Here is a 20,530-nt window from a genome sequence, read left to right as displayed (position 1 = left end):
CCATACTAAGACGGGCGGGTAAACCGAGGCAGCAATGCCAGCGGCTTCAACCCGGATGTTGCGAGGCAGGCAAGCAGCTTTGCCGGCTGGCGTCAGGCAGTTCAATTACCAGGAATCGGCGCATGAACCTCATGCCCTTGAAGGCTCCGGCGAATATCGACTTCAATCAGCCCGCCCAGTGCCAGGCACTGCTGCGGAGGATCAGCGTCACCGATCTGGAAGAGGCCGGCCGCACCCTGATCCAGTTGCTTGAGGGCATGGCAGTAGCCAGCCCGCCCCCACTGGCCCAACTACAGGTACTGGAAGAAGCCCGCCAGACCATCGATTACGTGCTCGGCGAGGTTTCAAAACGCTACGCTTCACGCCCGCTCCCCCCTTCCAGCCACGAAGAGGAGACGCTGCGTCAGGTCGTACGGCTATGGTCGCTGATGGCCACCAACTACGGCTTCGTGGCCCAGCGCGGCACACTGGCCGGCGATGGCAGTGTGGACGACAAGCGCGCCCTGATCGCCCAGCGCCGCATCCGTTATCACGCCCTGGCCATGACCGAGTACTTCCGTGCCCGCCAGGAAATGCCGGAAAATCTGTGGCTGGATCTACACCAGCTCTTCGCCTCGGCAGAGCGCAGCGGCGTAGCCAGCACCCGTGTACCGGACGCCCTGAACGAAACCTGGGGCGCCCAGAGTCCGCTCGAAGCCTATGTTGCTTTGCTGCTGACCGATGCGGCCAGCCCCTACAGTCGCACCCCGCGTGAGTTCCTGTGGGTCGTGCGCTGGGCCCAGCGCTTCGCGCCCTACTGCACTCTGCACACTGGCGGAGTGGGCACCAACACCAACCTCTACCTGCTGGAACCCGACAGTGACCACGGCCTGCGCCCGGCCGGCACGGTCGATCCCGCCGCAGTCGTCCGCAGCCTCGACACCACCAAGCTCGCAAGCCACATCCAGGCCGTCGTCAGTCAGCTCAAGAGCGGTGTTTCAGCCGCTTCGCTGGGCCTTGGTGACGACTGCGTGCAGCCGGCCTGCGCCCGCCTCATCGTATCGCTCTACCGCCCCTGGGGGCTGGCTTCTTCCGGCCGCAAATTCCCGCGCAAGCTGCTCCATGGCCAAGTCGAGGTGTGTGCCGATCCGGTCGGCGTGGCCTATTTCCTTACCGGCAAGGCCTTCGAGCAACCCGAAGACGAGCAGATCCACTACAACGACTTCACCCGCACCGAAGCCATGCTGGCGCTGGGCGAGCGCGTCGAGCAGGCTGAAATGACGGATGCCCAGCTCACCGAACATGCCCTGAAACTGGGCTACGTGCTGGAGCCATGGGATGTGCTGGATCAGTCCGTGGCGGGCTTCCGTCTGATGCGGGCGCAGGGCGAATCGCGTCTTGATCACCGCCAGCTGATCGGCGTACGCCCCAATGCGCAAGAACGGATCCTGCTAGCCGAGATCAGCTGGCTGCAATACCTGCAGAACGGTGCGCTGTGCTGCGGCATCTCGCTGATGCCGGGGCCACCCACGGTGCAGCCGGTGCGCCTGATCGATCCGCAACGTAAATCTCTGCGCGAACGCTTCAAACTGGGTTTTCTGATCCCGGGCGTCGCCGCGCTGAAGACCGAACCCAGTCTAATCGTACCGGCAGGCTGGTATGTGTCGGATCGCCGCGTCGAAGTGCGTGCCGAGACCCCGTGGGTGGCACGCATGATCAAGCTCATCGCGCGCGGCGCGAATTTCGACCGGGTCAGCTTTGTACGGGAAGACGCAGTCGCTTCGCCGGAAAGCGCGCCGTAAAACAGCTCCCCTCACCCGGCTGGCTGCGGATCAGCAGCTGCCCCTGGTGACGGTTCAGCACATGCTTGACGATGGCCAGACCAAGACCAGTTCCACCGGTTTCACGCGAGCGGCCATGATCCACGCGGTAAAACCGCTCGGTCAGGCGGCTGATATGCTCCGGGCCGATACCGATGCCGTTGTCGGCCACTGCAAACTCCCCGCAGCCATCAGCCGCCACGCGCCAGCTCAGGCGGATTGAGCCGCCTTCCGGGGTATAGCGCACGGCATTGCTGGCAAGGTTGGAGAAGGCGCTGTGTAGTTCCTTCTGGCATCCCAGCAAGGTTGCCGGCATTACTGCATCCAGCACGATGGCATGCTTTCCGGCTGACAGCTGTTCGGTCTCGTAGAGCACGCTGCGCACCAGTGCGCCGGCATCTACCGGATCTTCCACACTGGTCAGCTGATTGGCCTGCAGGGTGGAGAGCTGCAGCAGATCGTCCACCAGACGCTGCATACGCTGCGATTGTTGCAGCGCTAGCCCGAGATAATGCTCGGATTCGCCGGGCGTGATGTCCTCACCCGCATCCAGCATGGTCTCGATGAAGCCATTAACCACGGTGAGCGGGGTCTTCAGTTCATGCGACACATTGGCCACGAAGTCGCGGCGCATCGTGTCCAGGCGTTCGAGCTGGGTAATGTCACGCGCCAGCACCATTTCCTGATCATCACCGAAAGGAATCACCTGCACCGCGAGGGTGAGCCCTTCCTGACGACTGCTGTGCAGCACCAGTGGCTCGCGCGTGAGCTCGGCCGGCGCGCGCAGGTAATTCACGAAAGTCGGCTCGCGCACCAGGGTGGTAATCGCACGGCCCATGTCGCGTTCGCCATCGAGTCCAAAATAGCCCGCGGCGGCGGCATTGATCCATTCGATGGTGTGCTGGCGGCTCAGATAAATCACGCCATCCGGCAAGGCCTGGCTGGCCTCGCGAAACCGCGCCAGGCTATGCGCCAGGCGTTCGCGCTGCTCGCGTTCGCTGCGCGCACGCCGCGCCAGACTGGCAAAGATGTAGTCCCAAACACCAAAGGCCACTGGCGTAGGCGTACCAAGCGGCTTCTGGGCCCAGTTCACCAGCCGGGCCATATGCCGCAGATGGTGCAGCAGGATCAGCAACAGCAGACCGATCAGCAACAGCAGGGCCGTCAGCGGATCGAAGAACAACCACAGCAGACCGCCCGCCCCGAGCACGAGGAGAACCGTTTCGCCCGCTGCCAGCAGGATGTAACGCCCGGCAAGAATCTTCTTTACTCCTGGTCTGCGGTCGCAGGCAACTCGGCCGAGAAACGATAACCACTGCCACGCACGGTCTGGATCAGGCGGTCGTGGCGGCTGGCTTCGAGGGCACTGCGCAGGCGGCGGATATGTACATCCACGGTCCGTTCTTCCACGAACACATGATCACCCCACACCTGATCAAGCAACTGTGCCCGCGAGTGTACCCGCTCGGCGTGAGTCATGAGGAAATGCAGCAGGCGGAATTCAGTCGGGCCGAGATTGGCCGGCTCACCGCCAGCAGTCACGCGGTGGGTGGCCGGGTCGAGGCGCAGGCCACCGATCTCCACGGCATCTTCAGTCACCTGCGGAGCCCGCCGGCGCAGCACAGCCTTGATACGGGCGACCAGCTCGCGCGGCGAGAAAGGCTTGGTCACGTAATCGTCCGCTCCGATTTCCAAACCCATGACCTTGTCCTGCTCTTCGCTGCGCGCGGTCAGCATGATGATCGGGATCGTGCGGGTGCGTTCCTCGTTGCGCAGGCGACGGGCAAACTCCACGCCGCTCATGCCGGGCAGCATCCAGTCCAGCAACACCAGATCCGGCAGGGCTTCGCGCACGATGCGTGAAGCGGTCTCGGCATCACTGGCCCGCATCACGGCATGGCCGGCGCGCGTCAGGTTGGCGGCAATCAGCTCCTGGATCGCAGGTTCGTCTTCAACAAGCAGGATGTTCGCAGGCATGGCACTCCCCTTCGTGCGTTCGATTCCTGCAGTCTATTGCCAATGCATGACTGTTTTGTGACAGGTAAGCATTGTGCAACACAAGCGGATCCGCCAACAGCCGGACGAGGCGCGCCCGATCACGGCTTTTGAAGGATAATCGCTGCATCCACCGCTGCTACGGCATCTCCACATGGCTGGCCTGAACCCCGATACCCCTCTGCCCACTGCTCTGACCCTGCATCAGCGCGCCCGCACCCTCGAGATCAGCTTCGAGGATGGCCTCAGCGCCACCCTGAGCCACGAGCTGCTGCGGGTGTATTCGCCCTCCGCTGAAGTGCGGGGCCATGGTGCCGGCCAGGAGGTGCTGCAGTTCGGCAAACAGGACGTCGAGCTGATCGACATCCAGCAGATCGGCAATTACGCCGTTAAGCTGGTGTTCTCCGACGGTCACGACAGCGGCCTGTATTCCTGGGATTACCTCCACGAGCTGGCCAGCCAGCACGAAAGCCTGTGGGCCGACTATCTGGCCCGCCTCGCCGCCGCTGGAGCCAGCCGGGATCCGGCTGCACCGGTCCCCGATCATCTTCGCCCCGCCGCCCCGGCCAAAGCCTGCGGCAAGCACTGAGACGACTGCCATGAACGACAAGATCACCCATTTCGGCTTCGAGCAGGTTCCGGAGAGCGAGAAGGCCGGCCGCGTGCGCGGCGTGTTCTCCTCCGTCGCGCAGAAATACGATGTGATGAACGACCTGATGTCCGCCGGCATGCACCGCCTGTGGAAAGCCTTCACCATTGAACTCGCCAACGTACGCCCGGGCGAAAAAGTGCTGGACGTAGCGGGCGGCACCGCGGATCTGTCACTCGCCTTCGCCAAGCGAGCTGGCCAGACCGGCCAGGTCTGGCTCACCGACATCAATCACGCCATGCTCAGCGTCGGCCGCGACCGCACGACAGACAAGGGATTCCTGCTACCGGTCGCCCAGTGTGATGCTGAGAAGCTGCCCTTCCCGGACAACCACTTCGATCTCGTCACCGTGGCCTTTGGCCTGCGCAACATGACCCACAAGGATGTAGCCCTAGCTGAAATGCGCCGCGTGCTCAAGCCAGGCGGGCGCCTCCTGGTGCTGGAGTTCTCACAGATCTGGAAGCCACTGGCCAAGGCCTACGACGTGTATTCCTTCAAGGTCCTGCCCTGGCTGGGCCAGAAGATTGCCAATGATGCTGCGAGCTACAAGTACCTCGCTGAATCGATCCGCATGCATCCGGATCAGCCGACTCTGGCCGGAATGCTCACAAGTGCCGGCCTGCAACGCGTCGAGTTTTTCAATCTGGCCGCCGGCGCCGTCGCCCTGCATCGTGGTTACAAGCTCTGATTTGGCGCAAGGCTTGAAACCTTTCCGGAAGTACTCCATCTAAGTGGAAGCGCGCGTCTTGCGCGCATTCGCTCGCAGAGAGAAAACCCATGTTCAAGAACCTCATGCTTTCCATCGCCTTCGTCTCGGCCCTTGTCGGCGCGAGCATCGAAGTGGCCGAAGCCAAGCGTCTCGGCGGCGGCCGCAATACCGGGATCCAGCGCCAGGTGGCACCCACCCAGCGTCAGGCGACGCCCACGGCCACCCCGCAACAGCAGGCTGCGCCCACTCAAGCTGCGCGTCCGGCCAACCAGCCGGCTCCGGCCGCACAGCCCAGCGGCTGGCGCAAATGGGCCGGCCCGCTCGCCGGACTCGCCGCCGGTATCGGCCTCGCCGCCCTTCTCTCGCATCTGGGAGTAGGGGCCGAGTTCGCGGGCATCCTGCTCGCCATTCTCGCTGTCGTCGTTGTCGTAGCCCTGCTGCGCCGCTTCATGGGTGGCGCCCGCCAGCAGCAGGCTGAACCGGCCTTTGCCGGCGCCGGCAACGTCAGCCCGATGCAACGTGAGGCCGCCCCTCAAGCCGCTTTTGGCGGTGCAGCCGGAGCGAGCCCTGGAGCTGCAGAAGCTCGTTTCCCGGCGGGCTTTGATGTGGCCGCCTTCGAACGCCAGGCCAAGCTGAACTTCATCCGTCTACAAGCGGCCAACGATGCCGGCAACCTTGCTGACATTCGCGATTTCACCTCGCCAGAGATCTTCGCCGAGATCAAGCTGGGCATCGACGAGCGCGGTGGCAAGGCTCAGAAGACCGATGTCGTCGTTCTCAACGCCGAAGTGCTCGAGGTGGTGGAAGAAAACGGCCAATACATTGCCAGCGTGCATTACTCGGGCTCGCTGCGTGAGGATGATGCGGCGGCTCCGCAAGCATTCGACGAAATCTGGCATCTCGCCAAGCCAGTCGACGGCAATCGCGGCTGGACCCTCTCCGGCATTCAGCAACTCGGCTAAACAAGAACGCGCCATCCAGACGGCCACCGGGGTATCCTCCGGTGGCCGTTTTCATTTCTGTCACCGCCATGTTCGACGCCCTGCCGCTATCCCTGATCAATCGCTTGCTGGCTGCCGAGCGCTGGGCGACCGACCTGCTGCGACCACACGCTGGCCAGACGGCGGCGCTGCAACTCGGGGGCCTGTCGCTACGCTTCACCGTCACGGAAAGCGGCATGCTGCATGCCGCGAGCAAGGATGCACCGGCGGATCTGAGCCTGAGCATTGCCGCCGATGCGCTGACGCAACTCTTCGACGGGCCGGAGGCCTTGCGTCAGGCAGCACACATCGAGGGCAACGCGCGCTTTGCAGAAAGCGTGGGTCTGCTGCTGCAGCATTTGCGCCCCGATCTGGCCGGGCACTTCGCACCGCTAATCGGTGATGTCGCAGCATATCGACTTGAGCAGACTGCTGCCAACCTGAGCCGCCACACGCTGAAGGCCGGGCAGAGCCTCGCCGGCTCGGCACTCGACGCCTTGCGCGCGCCGGGCGCCACACTGGTCGGCAAACACGAGATGAACGCGTTCAGCAGCAGGCTGGAAGAACTGCTGACTCGCCTGCAGCAACTCGAAAAGCGCCTCCCCTGAAACAACAAAGGCACCCGAAGGTGCCTTTGTCTGCTGAAGTATCCCGCCTGCGCTCAGTGCGTGCGATGACGGAACTTATCGATCGCAGCCAGCTGAGCAATCGCTTCGGCCAGTTCGGCCTGTGCAGCGGCGTAATTGACTTCGCCCTGGCGAGCCGTCATCAGCTCTTCAGCGCGCTTCTTGGCTTCCATCGCCTTGGCTTCGTCCAGATCCTTGCCACGGATGGCGGTATCCGCCAGCACGGTAACTAGGTTCGGCTGAACTTCAAGCATGCCACCCGCCACGAAGATCACCTCTTCTTCGCTCTTGTTCGGCAGCTTGATGCGCACCGTACCCGGACGGATACGGGTCAGCAGCGGAGCATGCCCGGGCAGAATGCCCAGATCGCCCGACTCGCCCGGCAGGGAGACGATTTCGGCCAGCCCGGAGAAGATTTCCTCTTCCGCGCTGACGACATCGACGTGTACGGTCATTGCCATTTCTTACCCCTTGGGAAGGGGGAAGGGTCAGAGGGAAGAATAAGGTCAGGCGCCAAGCCAGCCCTTATCTCTCCCCCTTATCCATCCCTTATTGCAGCGTCTTGGCCTTCTCGATGGCTTCGTCGATGGTGCCGACCATGTAGAACGCCTGCTCCGGCAGGTGGTCGTAATCACCGTTAACGATGCCCTTGAAGCCCTTGATGGTGTCCTTCAGGCTGACGTACTTGCCGGGCGAGCCGGTAAACACTTCGGCCACGTGGAAGGGCTGCGACAGGAAACGCTGGATCTTGCGCGCACGACCCACAGCCAGCTTGTCTTCCGGAGCCAGTTCGTCCATGCCCAGAATCGCGATGATGTCGCGCAGTTCCTTGTAGCGTTGCAGGGTTTGCTGCACGCCACGGGCTACGTTGTAGTGCTCTTCGCCAACGACCAGCGGATCAAGCTGGCGGCTGGTGGAGTCGAGCGGATCAACCGCCGGGTAGATACCCAGGGCAGCGATATCACGCGACAGCACAACGGTGGAGTCGAGGTGAAGGAAGGTGGTGGCAGGCGACGGGTCGGTCAAGTCATCGGCAGGCACATACACGGCCTGGATCGAAGTTATCGAGCCCACCTTGGTAGAGGTGATGCGCTCCTGCAGCTTGCCCATTTCTTCAGCCAGCGTCGGCTGATAGCCCACGGCGGAAGGCATACGACCGAGCAGTGCGGACACTTCGGTACCGGCCAGGGTATAGCGGTAGATGTTGTCCACGAAGAACAAAATGTCGCGGCCTTCGTCACGGAACTTCTCGGCCATGGTCAGGCCGGACAGTGCGACGCGCAGACGGTTGCCCGGGGGTTCGTTCATCTGACCGAACACCATCGCAACCTTGGATTCCTTCAGGTTGTCGAGCTTGATGACCCCGGCTTCAGCCATCTCGTGGTAGAAGTCGTTGCCTTCACGGGTACGCTCACCCACACCGGCAAACACCGACAGACCGCTGTGCTGCTTGGCGATGTTGTTGATGAGTTCCAGCATGTTCACCGTCTTACCCACGCCGGCGCCGCCAAACAGGCCAACCTTACCGCCCTTGGCGAACGGACACACCAGATCGATCACCTTGATGCCGGTTTCGAGCAGATCCACGGAGGGCGACAGCTCGTCGAACTTCGGCGCCGGCTGGTGAATCTCGCGACGCTCGTCGCATTCCACCGGGCCCACTTCGTCGATCGGACGACCGAGCACATCCATGATGCGGCCCAGGGTGCCGTGACCGACCGGCACGGTGATGCCCTTGCCGGAAGCATTGACCTTCATGCCACGGCGTAAGCCGTCAGAAGAGCCCATGGCGATGGTGCGGACAATGCCGTCACCCAATTGCTGCTGGACTTCGAAGGTCAGGCCCCTCTCCACCAGCGCGTTTTCTTCAGCGGCGTCGAGCACCAGGGCTTCGTACACGCGCGGCATGGCTTCGCGCGGGAACTGGATGTCCACCACGGCGCCGATACACTGAACAACGGATCCTTGACTCATTGTCATATCCTCAATAACTAAATTCAAACCGCTGCGGCGCCGCTGACGATTTCCGAAATTTCTTTCGTGATCGCAGCCTGGCGGGTCTTGTTGTAGACCAGCTGGAGTTCCTTGATGACGTTACCGGCATTGTCGGTTGCAGCCTTCATCGCCACCATGCGGGCACTCTGCTCGGACGCGATATTTTCCGCGACCCCCTGGTACACCAAGGCTTCCAGATAACGGAGCAACAGCTCGTCGATGACGGTCTGCGGATCCGGTTCGTAGAAGTAATCCCAGGAGTGTGCAGGCGCTCCCATGCGCTCACCGGTCAGCGGCAGCAGCTGCTCGATCACCGGTTCCTGGCGCATGGTGTTGATGAATCGGGTGTAAGCGATATAGACCGCATCGACCTCACCGGCCAGATACTTGTCGACCATCACCTTGACCGGGCCCACCAGCTTGTCCAGATGCGGCGTATCACCGATGTGGACCAGGTGCGAAACCACTTTTGCACCCATGCGCTGCATGAAGCCGTAACCCCGATTGCCGATTGCCGTGACCTCGATGTTCTTCACACCCTCGGCTTGCCATTCCCGCATGCTGTTCACCGTCATCCGCAGGATGTTGGTGTTCATCGCTCCGCACAAACCCTTGTCAGTCGTGACAAGGATCAGGCCAGCCCCCTTCACCGTCTCGCGCGGAGTCAGGAAGGGGTGCTTGTAATCAGCGATGTTGGCATTCGAGAGGTTAGCTGCCAGACGACGCACCTTCTCGGCATAGGGACGGGCGTGCCGCATCTTTTCCTGCGCCTTGCGCATTTTGGATGCGGCCACCATCTCCATGGCCTTGGTGATCTTCTTGGTGCTCTGAACACTCTTGATCTTGGTCCGGATTTCTTTTCCGCCAGCCATGATGTGTCCTGATCAGTTGTTCCAGCTCTTCTTGAACTCGATGATCGCGGCCTTCAACACGGCTTCAGCGTCAGCGTCCAGATCCTTGCTCGAATCGATCTTGCTCATCAATTCGCCTTGGCTGCCACGCAAATACTGATGCAGGGCCGCTTCGAAAGGCAGGATGTTCTTGACGTCGACATCGTCGGCATAGCCACGGGTGATCGCGTACAGGGTCGCAGACATTTCAGCGGTCTGCAGCGGTGCGTACTGAGCCTGCTTGAGCACCTCCACCACGCGGCGGCCACGCTCGAGTTGCTTGCGGGTTGCATCGTCCAGGTCGGAAGCGAACTGCGCAAAGGCGGCCAGCTCACGATACTGCGCAAGGTCGGTACGGATACCGCCGGAGAGCTTCTTGACAACCTTGGTCTGAGCCGCACCGCCCACACGCGACACCGAGATACCGGCGTTGATAGCGGGACGGACACCGGCGTTGAACAAGTCGGTTTCCAGGAAGATCTGGCCGTCGGTAATCGAGATCACGTTAGTCGGCACGAATGCAGACACGTCACCGGCCTGGGTTTCGATCACCGGCAGAGCGGTCAGCGAACCGGTCTGGCCCTTGACTTCACCGTTGGTGAATTTCTCGACATACTCTTCCGAGACACGTGCAGCACGTTCCAACAAACGCGAGTGCAGGTAGAACACGTCGCCAGGATAGGCTTCGCGGCCCGGCGGGCGGCGCAGCAGCAGCGAGATCTGGCGATAGGCCCAAGCTTGCTTGGTCAGATCGTCATAAACGATCAATGCATCCTGGCCGCGGTCGCGGAAATACTCGCCCATGGTACAGCCGGCGTACGGGGCGATGTACTGCATCGCCGCAGAATCGGAAGCCGAGGCGGCGACAATGATGGTGTATTCCATCGCGCCGTGTTCCTGCAGCTTGCGCACCACGTTGTTGATGGTGGAAGCCTTCTGGCCGATCGCCACATACACGCAGAAGAGGTTCTTGCCCTTCTGGTTGATGATGGTGTCGACTGCCACAGCAGTCTTACCCGTCTGGCGGTCGCCAATGATCAGTTCGCGCTGGCCACGGCCCACCGGCACCATCGAGTCGATAGCCTTCAGACCGGTCTGCACCGGCTGCGACACCGACTTACGCCAGATCACGCCCGGAGCGACCTTTTCGATCTTGTCGGTCAGCTTGGCGTTGATCGGGCCCTTGCCATCGATCGGCTGGCCCAGTGCATTGACCACACGACCAATCAGTTCGGGGCCGACCGGCACTTCCAGAATGCGGCCGGTGCACTTGACCGTGTCGCCTTCGGAAATGTGAGTGTATTCGCCGAGTACCACGGCACCCACGGAATCACGCTCAAGGTTGAGCGCGAGGCCGAAAGTGTTGTTCGGGAACTCCAGCATTTCGCCCTGCATCACGTCGGCCAGGCCATGCACGCGACAGATACCGTCAGTCACGGAGACCACGGTGCCTTCGTTGCGTTCAGTCGCGCCGAGTTGCAGGTTCTGAATGCGACTCTTGATGAGATCGCTGATTTCAGAAGGATTGAGTTGCATGAATGTGCTCCTAGTTCTGTAGCGCGGCGGCCATGGCGGCAAGCTTGCCGCGCACGGAGGCATCGATCACTTCGTCGCCCACGGCGATACGCACACCACCGATCAGGTCCGGATCAATCTGCACGGTGACGCGCACCTTCGACTTGAAGTGCGCCTCCACATCGGCAGACAGACGGGCCAGGGCTGCGTCGTCCAAGGGGAAAGCTGAAGTCACGACTGCGTCCTTGACGCCTTGATGGGCATCCCTGAGCTGACCGAACACCTCGCTGATCTCGGACAGGACTTGTGCGCGCTCGGCTTCAACCAAGACACGTACGAAGTTGGCCTGCTGGACCGAGGCCTGCACGCCCGAGCTTTCCAGCAACAGCTGGCTCAGCTGGGCAGCAGCAAAACGCGGGTCGCCGAGGCATTCGCTAACCTGCGCATCGGCCGCTACGGCAGCCAGACGCTCAAGCAGTTCGCCCCAGGAAGCGAGCGCGCCCGCATCCCGCGCCAGCGCAAAGACGGCCTCGGCGTAGGGACGCGCAAGGGTGACGTTTTCGGCCATGGCTCAGTTAAGTTCCTGTTTCAGGTTGGTCAGCAGCTCGGCATGGACCTGGGCATCGATCTCGCGGCGCAGGATGCGCTCGGCACCGGCAACAGCCAGCGCAGCCACTTCGGCGCGCAGCTCTTCGCGGGCACGTTGGGCAGCAGTGGCAGCTTCGCCTTGGGCAGCTTCACGCGCGGCAGAAACAATGCGCGCCGCTTCGGCACGCGCTTCTTCCACGATGACTGCAGCCTGCTTTTCGGCCCCGCCACGTACATCAGCAGCAGATTCGCGCGCCTTGCGCAATTCTTCGCCAACACGCTTCTCGGTCAGAGCCAGATCGTTCTTTGCCTTGTCCGCCGCAGCAAGTCCGTCAGCGATCTTGCTTGCGCGTTCGTCGAGGGCCTTCACGATCGGTGGCCACACGAATTTCATCGTGAACCAAACGAACGTCAAGAACACCACGATCTGCGCAATGAAGGTTGCGTTCAGATTCACGGCAGATTCCTTTCCTGGTGATGAAGAGTGAAACGATCAGGAAAGATCACTTCAGGAACGTGGAGGTCGCGAACCAGAGGGCGATACCGGTACCGATAATGAACGCGGCATCGATCAGGCCAGCCAGCAGGAACATCTTGACCTGCAGGGCGTTCATCAGCTCGGGTTGACGTGCGGATGCCTCGAGGTACTTGCCACCCATCAGGGCGATACCGATACAGGCACCGATAGCGCCCAGACCGATGATCAGACCGCAAGCGAGTGCGACGAGACCGTAAACTTGTTCCATGTTGACTCCTAAGCGTAAGTGATTGATGAAGCGTTGAAAGGGTGGGTAAAACTGGAAATCAGTGGCTTTCGTGTGCCTGGCCGACATACACCAGGGTCAGCATCATGAAGATGAAGGCTTGCAGCACCACAACCAGGATGTGGAACACAGCCCAGGCGAAGCCGGCAACGAAGTGCCCAAAGAACAGCAGGATGCTCGGCAGGTTGGCGCCAGTCCAGGCAGCCCCCATCAGAGCGATCAGCATGAAGATAAGTTCGCCGGCAAACATGTTGCCGAACAAACGCATCCCGTGCGAGATGGTCTTGGCTGCAAATTCGATAAGCTGCATGGCGAAGTTCACCAGGCCCAGCACGACCGCCAGAATCGGATTCTTGCTGGTGCCGAAGGGGGCGCTGACCAGCTCGTGAGCCCAACCGCCAATGCCCTTGATCTTGGCGTTGTAGTACAGGCAGATCAGCAGCACAGTGACGGACATACCCATCGTGGCGTTGATGTCTGCAGTCGGCACAACACGCATGTAGGCATGGTGAGGATCATGGCCCATACCGGCATAGAGGCCTTCCCAGATGCGCGGAATCAGATCCAGCGGCAGGAAGTCCATGGCATTCATCAGGAACACCCAGACAAAGATGGTGAGTCCGAGCGGCGCTACGAACTTGCGCGATTCGGCGCTGTGAATCAAGCCCTTGGCCTGATCACCCACCATTTCGACGAGCAGCTCAACGGCGGCTTGGAAGCGCCCCGGTACGCCGGAGGAGGCTCGACGCGCGGCCAGCCACAGAACGAAGCCGCCAAGTACTGCCAGAAAAACCACCCAGAACACAGTGTCATAATTGATCAGGCCGAAATCGACCAGATTCTTCTGGGCAGCACCCGTTCCGTTCAGGAAGGTCAGGTGGTGAGCAATGTATTCGCCCGCAGTTACGGTGTGCTGGGCGACGTCGTGTTCAGCAGCCATGTCAAGGTTTCACCAAAAAAGCCAAAAAATTCGCTTGCAGGGTGATGATCAGACCCATCACCAGTGCGCCCCAATGAACGCCCGGATACAAGGCCGCCACCAGAGCCAAAATCACTAACGAGAGCAGTGTCTTGAGCACTTCTCCCGTAAAAAACGCGCTTGTTTGCGCTTGGCCCGTGCGTTTCGTCGCTCGCAGCAACCAGAGCGCGAATACGGCCGTCGGCAGCACACAGACCAGAGCTCCGAAACCTGCCGATGCTGCACCGCGCAAACCGAACAGCAGGGCAGCTGCTACAACGCCGATCAGGGCTGCAAGTGCTTGCAGGGCAATGAGCTTCAACATCCTTGACCAATGCGGCGAGTAGGGCTTTTACAGCCTAGAGCCGCGCCATCTTAGGAGCCTCTTTGGGGCAAGTCAATCATGCGGCACTGCGGCAAACCCCTAACAGTTTTGATGTTTTTTGCTTTCTCCAAGCGAAGGTCTTTCAGATCAAGGCCCGGCCCGCCAGAAGAGGCGTTCGACATTTTTTACAAACTCGCCTTGATTGTGCGCAACAGCATTTACTTTTCAGGCAATTTACCACTTCACTTTCGACATAAATCAAGCACAACCCCGCTGCGACGCAAACGCAGCACCGCAACGGGAACTCGTAAAGCAACAGATAGGCCAGATTTCAATACGTGCTGGCATATGCACAGGCGAGGACGGCGGTCAGGATTGCTGCGATCCGCGCTTGCTGCGGCGCAGCGCAGCCATACGCCAGAGTTTGCGCTAAAGTCGCGCGCTGAAAGTCACGACTGCGTCGCAGTTTGTGCAGTTCCTGACAAGTCTGAGGGAGTCCTTCAATGACGCTGGGCAAGCGCATTGGTATCACCATGTTGCGGGTCATCGCCCGCGTGCTGTTCCGCATCGAGGTGCGCGGCAATCCGCGCGTCTCGTCGAGCAAGCTGCTGATCATCGCCAACCACGAGTCTTTCCTGGACGGCCTGTTGCTGGGCATCACGCTGCCGCAACGTCCGCTGTTCGTGGTCCATACCGGAGTGGCCCGGACCCTGTTCTTCCGCCTGCTGCTGAAGACCGTAGACCACTTGGCCGTGGACCCGACCAGCCCGATGGCCATGAAAACCGTCATCCGCGTGATCGACAGCGGCCGCCCGGTAGTGATCTTTCCCGAAGGTCGCATCACCACCACCGGCAGCCTGATGAAGACCTACGACGGCCCTGCCTTCGTGGCCGCCAAAACCGGAGCCACCATCCTGCCGGTGCGCATCGATGGCGCGGCGCGCACCTATTTCTCGCGCCTCTCCGGCAAGCATCCGCACCAGCTCTTCCCGCGCATCACGATCTCGATCCATCCGACCACGCGCATTGAGTGGCCCTCCGAAGGCAGCAGCCGTGAGCGCCGACGCAAGGCCGGTGAGGCCATGCGCCGCCTGATGCAGGAAATGATCTTCGCCAGCCGGCCAAACCAGACCCTGTTCGAGGCAATGCTGTCGGCGATCTCGATTCATGGCCGCTCCTGGCGGCTAGTGGAGGACATCAAGCAGATCGAGTACAGCTATGGCGATCTGCTCAAGATGACGCTCGCACTGGGCCGCCTGGTCGGCCGCAAGTGCGCCGAGAGTGAGCGCGTGGGGGTGCTCCTGCCCAATCTGGCCCCAACCCTTGGCCTGATCCTGGGCCTGTCCGCCTTCCGCCGGGTGCCGGCGCTGATGAATTACACCTCGGGCGCGGAGGGCATGCTGGCAGCCTGCGAGGCGGCAACCATCCGCCGCATCGTGACTTCGCGCGGCTTCATCGAACAGGCCAAGCTGGAAGACAAGATTTCAGTACTCGAACAGCATTACGAGCTGATTTATCTGGAAGACCTCAAGGCCGAGATGAGTGCCTGGGACAAGGCCTGGCTGATCCTCTGGGCGCTGCGCTTCCCGGCCCTGGCTGCGCCCGGCGGTAATGCCGAAGACCCGGCGGTGGTGCTGTTCACCTCCGGCTCCGAAGGCAAGCCCAAGGGCGTGGTGCTGTCGCACCGCGCGATCCTCGCTAACATCCAGCAGGCGCGTGCAGTAGTGGACTTCTCCTCGGAAGACAAGCTGCTCAACGCCCTGCCGCTGTTCCACTCCTTCGGCCTCACAGTGGGCGGCCTGCTGCCGGTGATTTCAGGCGCCAGCGTGTTTCTATATACGTCGCCGCTGCATTACCGTGTCATCCCCGAGCTGGTGTATGACCGCAACTGCACGATCCTGCTCGGCACCAGCACCTTCCTGTCGAATTACGCCAAGCACGCCCACCCGTATGACTTCTATCGCCTGCGCTACGTGATCGCCGGCGCCGAGAAGCTGACCCAAACGGTACGCACGAACTGGTTCGAAAAATTCGGCATCCGCATCCTCGAGGGCTACGGCGCCACCGAGTGCGCGCCGGTACTCGCCGTGAATACCCGTATGGCGTACCGGACTGGCTCGGTGGGACAGCTCCTGCCGGGCATGCAGGCCAGGCTGGTGCCGGTGCCGGGCGTGGATCTGGGCGGGGCACTGCATGTCAGCGGGCCGAACCTGATGAGCGGTTATCTGCGCGCTGACAATCCGGGTGTGCTGGAACCGCCCTCTTCCGAGCTGGGTAGCGGCTGGTACAACACTGGCGACATTGTGGACATCGATGCCGATGGCTACCTGTTCATCGTTGGCCGCCTCAAGCGCTTCGCCAAGGTGGCCGGCGAGATGATCTCGCTGGAGGTGGTGGAGCGCCTCGCCCTGCAGGCCTCGGACAAGGGTGTGCATGCCGCCACCAGCCAGCCCGATGCGGCACGCGGCGAAAACATCCTGCTCTACACCACCGACAAGATGCTGACCCGTGACCTGATTCAGGCCGCCGCGCGCAGCGCCGGCTCGCCGGAGATCGCGGTGCCGCGCAAGATCATCGTGGTGGATGAGCTGCCGCTCTTGGGCTCGGGCAAAACCGACTACGTGACGCTCAAACAATGGGCTGAAACGGCCTGAATTTCGTAGGGCGGGCTTCGGTTCGCCACCACGTTCAGCGTGCGACTGAAGTCGCACCTAGATCTGAATATCCGCCCGCACGCCACCGCAGCGCGCGGGCGCAAAATAATGTGCCGGAGACTGAATGCTGCGCCTGATTCTCAAAGCCTTGCTGCGCCCACTGTTCCGCCTCGTGTTCCGGGTGCGGGTGCATGGCAATGCCCATATCCGCGCCGAGCGACTACTGATCGTGGCCAACCACGAGTCTTTCCTCGATGAGTTGCTGCTGGGCCTGTTCCTGCCGCAACGACCGGTGATCCTGATCTACAGTTCGGCAGGCTGCGGTCGTCTGTTCCGTTTCCTGGCGCGCGGCCTGGTCGATTACCTCACCATTGATCCGAACAACCCGATGGAGCTCAAATCGGTGATCCGGCTGATCGAAACCGGCCGGCCGGTGCTGATCTTCCCCGAAGGCCGCATCACCACCACCGGCAACCTGATGAAGACTTACGACGGACCCGGCTTCATCGCCGCCAAGTCCGGCGCCACCCTCCTGCCGGTGCGCATTGAGGGTGCCGCACGGAGCTACTTCTCGCTGCTACAGGGCCATTATTCGCGCTCGCTGTTCCCGAAGATCCGCCTCTTCGTGCAGGAACCAACACTCATCGAAACCGCCAAGGCGGCCCACGGCGAGCAGCACTATCTGGCTGGCCAGGCCATGCACCGGGTGATGACCGACCTGATGTTCGCCGGCCGCGCTGAGCAGACCCTGCTTGCAGCCCTGCTCGAAGCAGCCCGCATCCAGGGCCGCAACTGGCGCCTCCTGGGCGACGTGGAGCATGTCGATTACTCCTATAACGACATCCTGCGCACCGCACTGGTCCTGGGCCGCAAACTCGCCGCACGCAGCGCCGAGAATGAACGCTTCGGCGTGCTGCTACCAAATGTGGCGGCCCTGCTGGCGCTGGTCTTTGGCCTTGGCGCCTTCCGCCGCCCGCCCGCCATGCTCAATTACACCGCCGGCGTGGAAGGCATGCAGGCCGCCTGCAGCGCAGCCTGTATCCGCCAGATCATCACTTCGCGCAAATTCATCGAGCAGTTCAAGCTCGGCGACAAGCTCGCCCGCCTGCAGGGTGTGGAATTCATCTACCTTGAAGACCTGCGCCGCGAAGTCAGCCTCGCTGACCGCCTGTGGTGGTTGTGCTTCGCTCGCCACCGACCGCTTGCCGCGGTACCTGCCTCGCGCCCGGAAGATCCAGCGGTGGTGATGTTCACCTCCGGCTCGGAAGGCAAGTGCAAGGGCGTGGTGCTTTCGCACCGCGCGATCCTCGCCAATGTGTCGCAGCTGCGCTCGGTGCTGGATTTCTCGGTCAATGACGTGATCGTCAATGCGCTGCCGCTCTTTCACTCCTTCGGCCTCACCTGCGGTGGCATGATCCCGCTGCTGTGCGGCGCCAAGGTCTTCCTCTATCCCTCGCCACTGCACTACCGGGTGATTCCGGAGCTGGCCTACAACGCGTCCTGCACGATCCTCTTCGGCACCAACACCTTCCTGGCCAATTACGCCAAGCACGCCCACCCCTTCGACTTCTACCGCCTGCGCTACGTGGTGGCCGGCGCCGAGAAAATCACCGATAGCGTCCGCCAGGCCTGGTTCGAGAAGTTCGGCACGCGCATCTTTGAAGGCTACGGCGCCACCGAATGTGCGCCGGTGCTCAGCGTGAACACCCAGATGGCCTACCGATCGGGCAGCGTCGGCAAGTTCCTGCCCAGCATCGAATACCGCCTGCAACCCCTGCCCGGCGTGGAAGCCCGGGACGGGCAGAGCTGCGGCCAGTTGCATGTGCGCGGACCGAACCTGATGAGCGGCTACCTGCGTTTTGACGCACCAGGCGAACTCCAGGCCCCGGCTTCCGAGATCGGCCCCGGCTGGTACGACACCGGCGACATCGTCGCCATCGATGCGGACGGCTTCGTGCACGTGCTGGGCCGCGTCAAACGCTTCGCCAAGGTGGCCGGTGAGATGGTGTCCCTCGGCGCCGTGGAATTGCTGGCTGGCGAGGCGGCGCCGGAGGGCCAGCATGCCGCCATCGCGCTCAGCGACGACGAGCGCGGCGAAAGCATCCTGCTCTACACCACGGCCACCGGCCTCACGCGCGAGCGCCTGCTTGCCTGCGCGCGCGCCAAGGGCAGCCCGGAACTGGCCGTACCGCGTCGTATTGTTTGCCTTGACGCCTTGCCGCTGCTGGGTTCGGGCAAGGTGGACTATCCGGAGCTGAAGCGCCTCGCGGCCGCCTGAGCGTCCGTTGGCGGGCTCGCGGCGAGGGCGTCCAGCACAGGACGCCCTGAACAGGTTCTGAAAAACGCCCGAAGTGCACACTTCCGTGCAGCCAGGCACCAGGCTTGCGCAAAAACCACTTTTATAGAGCGGCTATTTCCGTGAAATAGTTCCGCACTGCACAACACACCCTTCCGGGCAGCAATCCGGGATTTCCCCTAGCTGGCGCAAGCTGGGGCTTCTCACCCGGTGCATAGATCCCTATGCATCCATGCTGCATGGCACAACCCGTGCTTGATATGGATCAAGTTCACCTGCCCTTCCGCCTCTGTGTGATCGTCGCACAAGTGTCATGCGGGCATGGCAAAAACGGTGAATTCCACACGGAGGGCCCACCATGCAAGCTGCCGCGTCGTCCATTTCCTGGTCCGGGGAAACCGACAATCTGCGCTCGCGCTTCCCGCTGGTTGGGCTGATCGAAACCCTGCTCGGCCCGGTGCTGGCGGTGGTCACCCTGATCATCAGCGTGTTGGCACACGGGGGCAGCTTCGATCGCCACTACTTCGCACTCTCCCTGCTGACCTTCCTGCTGCTCTTTCCGGGCATCCTGCGCATCTCGGAGAGCCGCTGGCGCATGGCGCTGAAGGCCAGCCTGGCTTGGCTGGTGCTGTGCGCCACGCTCTACTTCATCGGCTATGTCACGGATTATCTGGATTTCTACGACCGCGACATCATCCTGACCTGGCAGCTCGCCACCCTTGCCGCCTTGCTCGCCTCGCACGAAATTGCGCGCCAGAGCCTGCTGCGAGTGCTGGCCCATGACCCCTCAAGGGTCGTCATCGTGGGCGCCAACGATACCGGCGTGGAACTGGCCGCCCACTTCGAGCAGGATCGCTACGCCGGCTCACGCTTTCTGGGTTTCTTCGACGACCGCCCGCGCGAACGCATGGGCCATCACATCGGTGATCGCCCGGTGCTCGGCGCCATCGACAATCTGGCCAGCTACGTCAAGACGAACGCCGTCAATCAGATCTATATCGCCCTACCGATGGCCTCCCAGCCACGCATCCTAGCCCTGCTGCAGAGCCTGCGCGACACCACCGCCTCGGTCTATTTCGTGCCGGACCTGTTCGTGACCGAACTGATCCAGGGCCGCGTCGAGCATGTCAGCGGAATGCCCGCAGTGGCTGTCTGCGAGAGCCCCTTCACGGGCGTGAACGGCATCATCAAGCGCACCGAGGATCTGGTCCTGGGCAGCCTGATCGTGCTGCTGATCTCGCCGCTGCTACTGGGCGTGGCCCTGGCCGTGAAATTCACTTCGCCCGGCCCGGTGATCTTCGCCCAGCGCCGCTATGGCCTCGATGGCAAGGAAGTGATCGTCTACAAGTTCCGCTCCATGACCGTCACCGAAGACGGCGACAAGGCTTACACCCAGGTCAGCAAGGGCGATGCTCGCGTCACCAAGGTTGGCGCCTTCATCCGCAAGACTTCGCTCGACGAGCTGCCGCAATTCATCAACGTGCTGCAGGGGCGGATGAGCATCGTTGGCCCGCGCCCGCACGCAGTGGCGGTGAACGAGAAATATCGCACCGTGATCTCCGGCTACATGGTGCGCCACAAGGTGCGCCCGGGCATCACCGGCTGGGCCCAGGTGAATGGCTATCGCGGCGGCGACGATCTCGAGCATATGAGCAAACGCATCTATTACGACCTGCAATACCTGCGCAACTGGTCGCTGAGCCTGGACCTGCGAATCATCTTGCGCACCGTCGGCCTGGTCGCGAAAGACAGCGCCGCTTACTGAACAACACGTCGTCAAGAAAAGG

Annotated in this window: 19 protein-coding genes; 8 read left to right on the top strand and 11 right to left on the bottom strand. The window is 62.0% G+C overall.

Going from position 1 to position 20,530, the window contains the following annotated elements:
• Positions 1–122: 122 nt before the first annotated feature.
• On the top strand, positions 123–1,781 hold the full coding sequence (locus HJ583_RS13030; protein WP_170022323.1) for a hypothetical protein: 1,659 nt from the start codon (positions 123–125) through the stop codon (positions 1,779–1,781).
• Here HJ583_RS13030 and phoR read toward each other — a convergent pair.
• Positions 1,732–3,009, bottom strand: a complete 1,278-nt coding sequence (phoR, locus tag HJ583_RS13025; protein ID WP_170022322.1) for a phosphate regulon sensor histidine kinase PhoR — start codon at positions 3,007–3,009, stop codon at positions 1,732–1,734. The two genes, HJ583_RS13030 and phoR, sit on opposite strands and share 50 nt — an antisense overlap.
• Positions 3,010–3,065: 56 nt before the next feature.
• Positions 3,066–3,776: a phosphate regulon transcriptional regulator PhoB gene (gene phoB, locus HJ583_RS13020; protein WP_101940770.1), complete on the bottom strand. Its 711-nt coding sequence runs from the start codon at positions 3,774–3,776 to the stop codon at positions 3,066–3,068.
• Positions 3,777–3,948: 172 nt separating this feature from the next.
• Here phoB and HJ583_RS13015 point away from each other — a divergent pair, with 172 nt between their 5' ends.
• From HJ583_RS13015 to HJ583_RS13000, 4 genes are all read left to right on the top strand, one after another.
• On the top strand, positions 3,949–4,383 hold the full coding sequence (locus HJ583_RS13015) for a gamma-butyrobetaine hydroxylase-like domain-containing protein (RefSeq protein ID WP_170022321.1): 435 nt from the start codon (positions 3,949–3,951) through the stop codon (positions 4,381–4,383).
• Positions 4,384–4,393: 10 nt separating this feature from the next.
• A complete protein-coding gene (gene ubiE / locus HJ583_RS13010) occupies positions 4,394–5,131 on the top strand; it encodes a bifunctional demethylmenaquinone methyltransferase/2-methoxy-6-polyprenyl-1,4-benzoquinol methylase UbiE (protein ID WP_170022320.1) in 738 nt (245 codons plus the stop codon).
• Between the two features lie 89 nt (positions 5,132–5,220).
• Entirely contained in the window at positions 5,221–6,114 is an 894-nt protein-coding gene (locus tag HJ583_RS13005) for a Tim44 domain-containing protein (protein WP_170022319.1), read from the top strand.
• 41 nt (positions 6,115–6,155) lie between these two features.
• Complete coding sequence (locus HJ583_RS13000; RefSeq protein ID WP_170022318.1) at positions 6,156–6,740, top strand: ubiquinone biosynthesis accessory factor UbiJ; 585 nt, start codon at positions 6,156–6,158, stop codon at positions 6,738–6,740.
• A 53-nt stretch (positions 6,741–6,793) separates the two neighbouring features.
• Here HJ583_RS13000 and HJ583_RS12995 read toward each other — a convergent pair whose 3' ends face one another.
• The 9 genes from HJ583_RS12995 to HJ583_RS12955 form a co-directional block, all read right to left on the bottom strand.
• Positions 6,794–7,219 carry a F0F1 ATP synthase subunit epsilon gene (locus tag HJ583_RS12995; RefSeq protein ID WP_101940765.1) on the bottom strand — a complete coding sequence of 142 codons (426 nt, stop codon included), beginning with the start codon at positions 7,217–7,219 and terminating at the stop codon, positions 6,794–6,796.
• 88 nt (positions 7,220–7,307) lie between these two features.
• Positions 7,308–8,732 carry a F0F1 ATP synthase subunit beta gene (gene atpD, locus HJ583_RS12990; RefSeq protein ID WP_170022317.1) on the bottom strand — a complete coding sequence of 475 codons (1,425 nt, stop codon included), beginning with the start codon at positions 8,730–8,732 and terminating at the stop codon, positions 7,308–7,310.
• 23 nt (positions 8,733–8,755) lie between these two features.
• On the bottom strand, positions 8,756–9,625 hold the full coding sequence (gene atpG / locus HJ583_RS12985; protein ID WP_101940763.1) for a F0F1 ATP synthase subunit gamma: 870 nt from the start codon (positions 9,623–9,625) through the stop codon (positions 8,756–8,758).
• Between the two features lie 12 nt (positions 9,626–9,637).
• The gene (atpA, locus tag HJ583_RS12980; RefSeq protein WP_101940762.1) at positions 9,638–11,179 is read right to left on the bottom strand and encodes a F0F1 ATP synthase subunit alpha; all 1,542 of its coding nucleotides are present in this window, start codon (positions 11,177–11,179) and stop codon (positions 9,638–9,640) included.
• Positions 11,180–11,189: 10 nt separating this feature from the next.
• Positions 11,190–11,726: a F0F1 ATP synthase subunit delta gene (locus HJ583_RS12975; protein WP_170022316.1), complete on the bottom strand. Its 537-nt coding sequence runs from the start codon at positions 11,724–11,726 to the stop codon at positions 11,190–11,192.
• A gap of 3 nt (positions 11,727–11,729) precedes the next feature.
• Positions 11,730–12,203, bottom strand: a complete 474-nt coding sequence (locus HJ583_RS12970) for a F0F1 ATP synthase subunit B (protein ID WP_101940760.1) — start codon at positions 12,201–12,203, stop codon at positions 11,730–11,732.
• 46 nt (positions 12,204–12,249) lie between these two features.
• Positions 12,250–12,492 carry a F0F1 ATP synthase subunit C gene (gene atpE, locus HJ583_RS12965; RefSeq protein ID WP_101940759.1) on the bottom strand — a complete coding sequence of 81 codons (243 nt, stop codon included), beginning with the start codon at positions 12,490–12,492 and terminating at the stop codon, positions 12,250–12,252.
• A gap of 58 nt (positions 12,493–12,550) precedes the next feature.
• Complete coding sequence (atpB, locus tag HJ583_RS12960; RefSeq protein ID WP_170022315.1) at positions 12,551–13,450, bottom strand: F0F1 ATP synthase subunit A; 900 nt, start codon at positions 13,448–13,450, stop codon at positions 12,551–12,553.
• Position 13,451: 1 nt separating this feature from the next.
• Entirely contained in the window at positions 13,452–13,793 is a 342-nt protein-coding gene (locus tag HJ583_RS12955) for an ATP synthase subunit I (RefSeq protein WP_170022314.1), read from the bottom strand.
• Positions 13,794–14,296: 503 nt separating this feature from the next.
• Between HJ583_RS12955 and aas the strand changes: the two genes are divergently transcribed.
• From aas to HJ583_RS12940, 3 genes are all read left to right on the top strand, one after another.
• Positions 14,297–16,447: a bifunctional acyl-ACP--phospholipid O-acyltransferase/long-chain-fatty-acid--ACP ligase gene (aas, locus tag HJ583_RS12950; protein ID WP_170022313.1), complete on the top strand. Its 2,151-nt coding sequence runs from the start codon at positions 14,297–14,299 to the stop codon at positions 16,445–16,447.
• Positions 16,448–16,571: 124 nt separating this feature from the next.
• Entirely contained in the window at positions 16,572–18,725 is a 2,154-nt protein-coding gene (locus tag HJ583_RS12945; RefSeq protein ID WP_170022312.1) for an AMP-binding protein, read from the top strand.
• A gap of 376 nt (positions 18,726–19,101) precedes the next feature.
• A complete protein-coding gene (locus HJ583_RS12940; RefSeq protein ID WP_217423410.1) occupies positions 19,102–20,508 on the top strand; it encodes an undecaprenyl-phosphate glucose phosphotransferase in 1,407 nt (468 codons plus the stop codon).
• Positions 20,509–20,530 lie beyond the last annotated feature (22 nt).

It is taken from the genome of Uliginosibacterium aquaticum (assembly GCF_012972705.2).
GTDB lineage: Bacteria > Pseudomonadota > Gammaproteobacteria > Burkholderiales > Rhodocyclaceae > Uliginosibacterium > Uliginosibacterium aquaticum.
Note: the sequence above shows the minus strand (reverse complement) of the source record. Positions and strands in the feature narration are given on the sequence as shown.

Excerpts from the sequence above, each read along its gene's own strand:
- HJ583_RS12940 (WP_217423410.1), top strand. The coding sequence starts at position 19,102 with ATGCAAGCTGCCGCGTCGTCCATTTCCTGGTCCGGGGAAACCGACAAT.
- HJ583_RS12955 (WP_170022314.1), bottom strand. The coding sequence starts at position 13,793 with ATGTTGAAGCTCATTGCCCTGCAAGCACTTGCAGCCCTGATCGGCGTT.
- ubiE (WP_170022320.1), top strand. The coding sequence starts at position 4,394 with ATGAACGACAAGATCACCCATTTCGGCTTCGAGCAGGTTCCGGAGAGC.
- HJ583_RS13015 (WP_170022321.1), top strand. The coding sequence starts at position 3,949 with ATGGCTGGCCTGAACCCCGATACCCCTCTGCCCACTGCTCTGACCCTG.
- HJ583_RS12995 (WP_101940765.1), bottom strand. The coding sequence starts at position 7,219 with ATGGCAATGACCGTACACGTCGATGTCGTCAGCGCGGAAGAGGAAATC.
- atpG (WP_101940763.1), bottom strand. The coding sequence starts at position 9,625 with ATGGCTGGCGGAAAAGAAATCCGGACCAAGATCAAGAGTGTTCAGAGC.
- aas (WP_170022313.1), top strand. The coding sequence starts at position 14,297 with ATGACGCTGGGCAAGCGCATTGGTATCACCATGTTGCGGGTCATCGCC.
- atpE (WP_101940759.1), bottom strand. The coding sequence starts at position 12,492 with ATGGAACAAGTTTACGGTCTCGTCGCACTCGCTTGCGGTCTGATCATC.
- phoB (WP_101940770.1), bottom strand. The coding sequence starts at position 3,776 with ATGCCTGCGAACATCCTGCTTGTTGAAGACGAACCTGCGATCCAGGAG.
- atpB (WP_170022315.1), bottom strand. The coding sequence starts at position 13,450 with ATGGCTGCTGAACACGACGTCGCCCAGCACACCGTAACTGCGGGCGAA.
- atpD (WP_170022317.1), bottom strand. The coding sequence starts at position 8,732 with ATGAGTCAAGGATCCGTTGTTCAGTGTATCGGCGCCGTGGTGGACATC.
- HJ583_RS12975 (WP_170022316.1), bottom strand. The coding sequence starts at position 11,726 with ATGGCCGAAAACGTCACCCTTGCGCGTCCCTACGCCGAGGCCGTCTTT.
- HJ583_RS13030 (WP_170022323.1), top strand. The coding sequence starts at position 123 with ATGAACCTCATGCCCTTGAAGGCTCCGGCGAATATCGACTTCAATCAG.
- HJ583_RS12945 (WP_170022312.1), top strand. The coding sequence starts at position 16,572 with ATGCTGCGCCTGATTCTCAAAGCCTTGCTGCGCCCACTGTTCCGCCTC.
- atpA (WP_101940762.1), bottom strand. The coding sequence starts at position 11,179 with ATGCAACTCAATCCTTCTGAAATCAGCGATCTCATCAAGAGTCGCATT.
- HJ583_RS13005 (WP_170022319.1), top strand. The coding sequence starts at position 5,221 with ATGTTCAAGAACCTCATGCTTTCCATCGCCTTCGTCTCGGCCCTTGTC.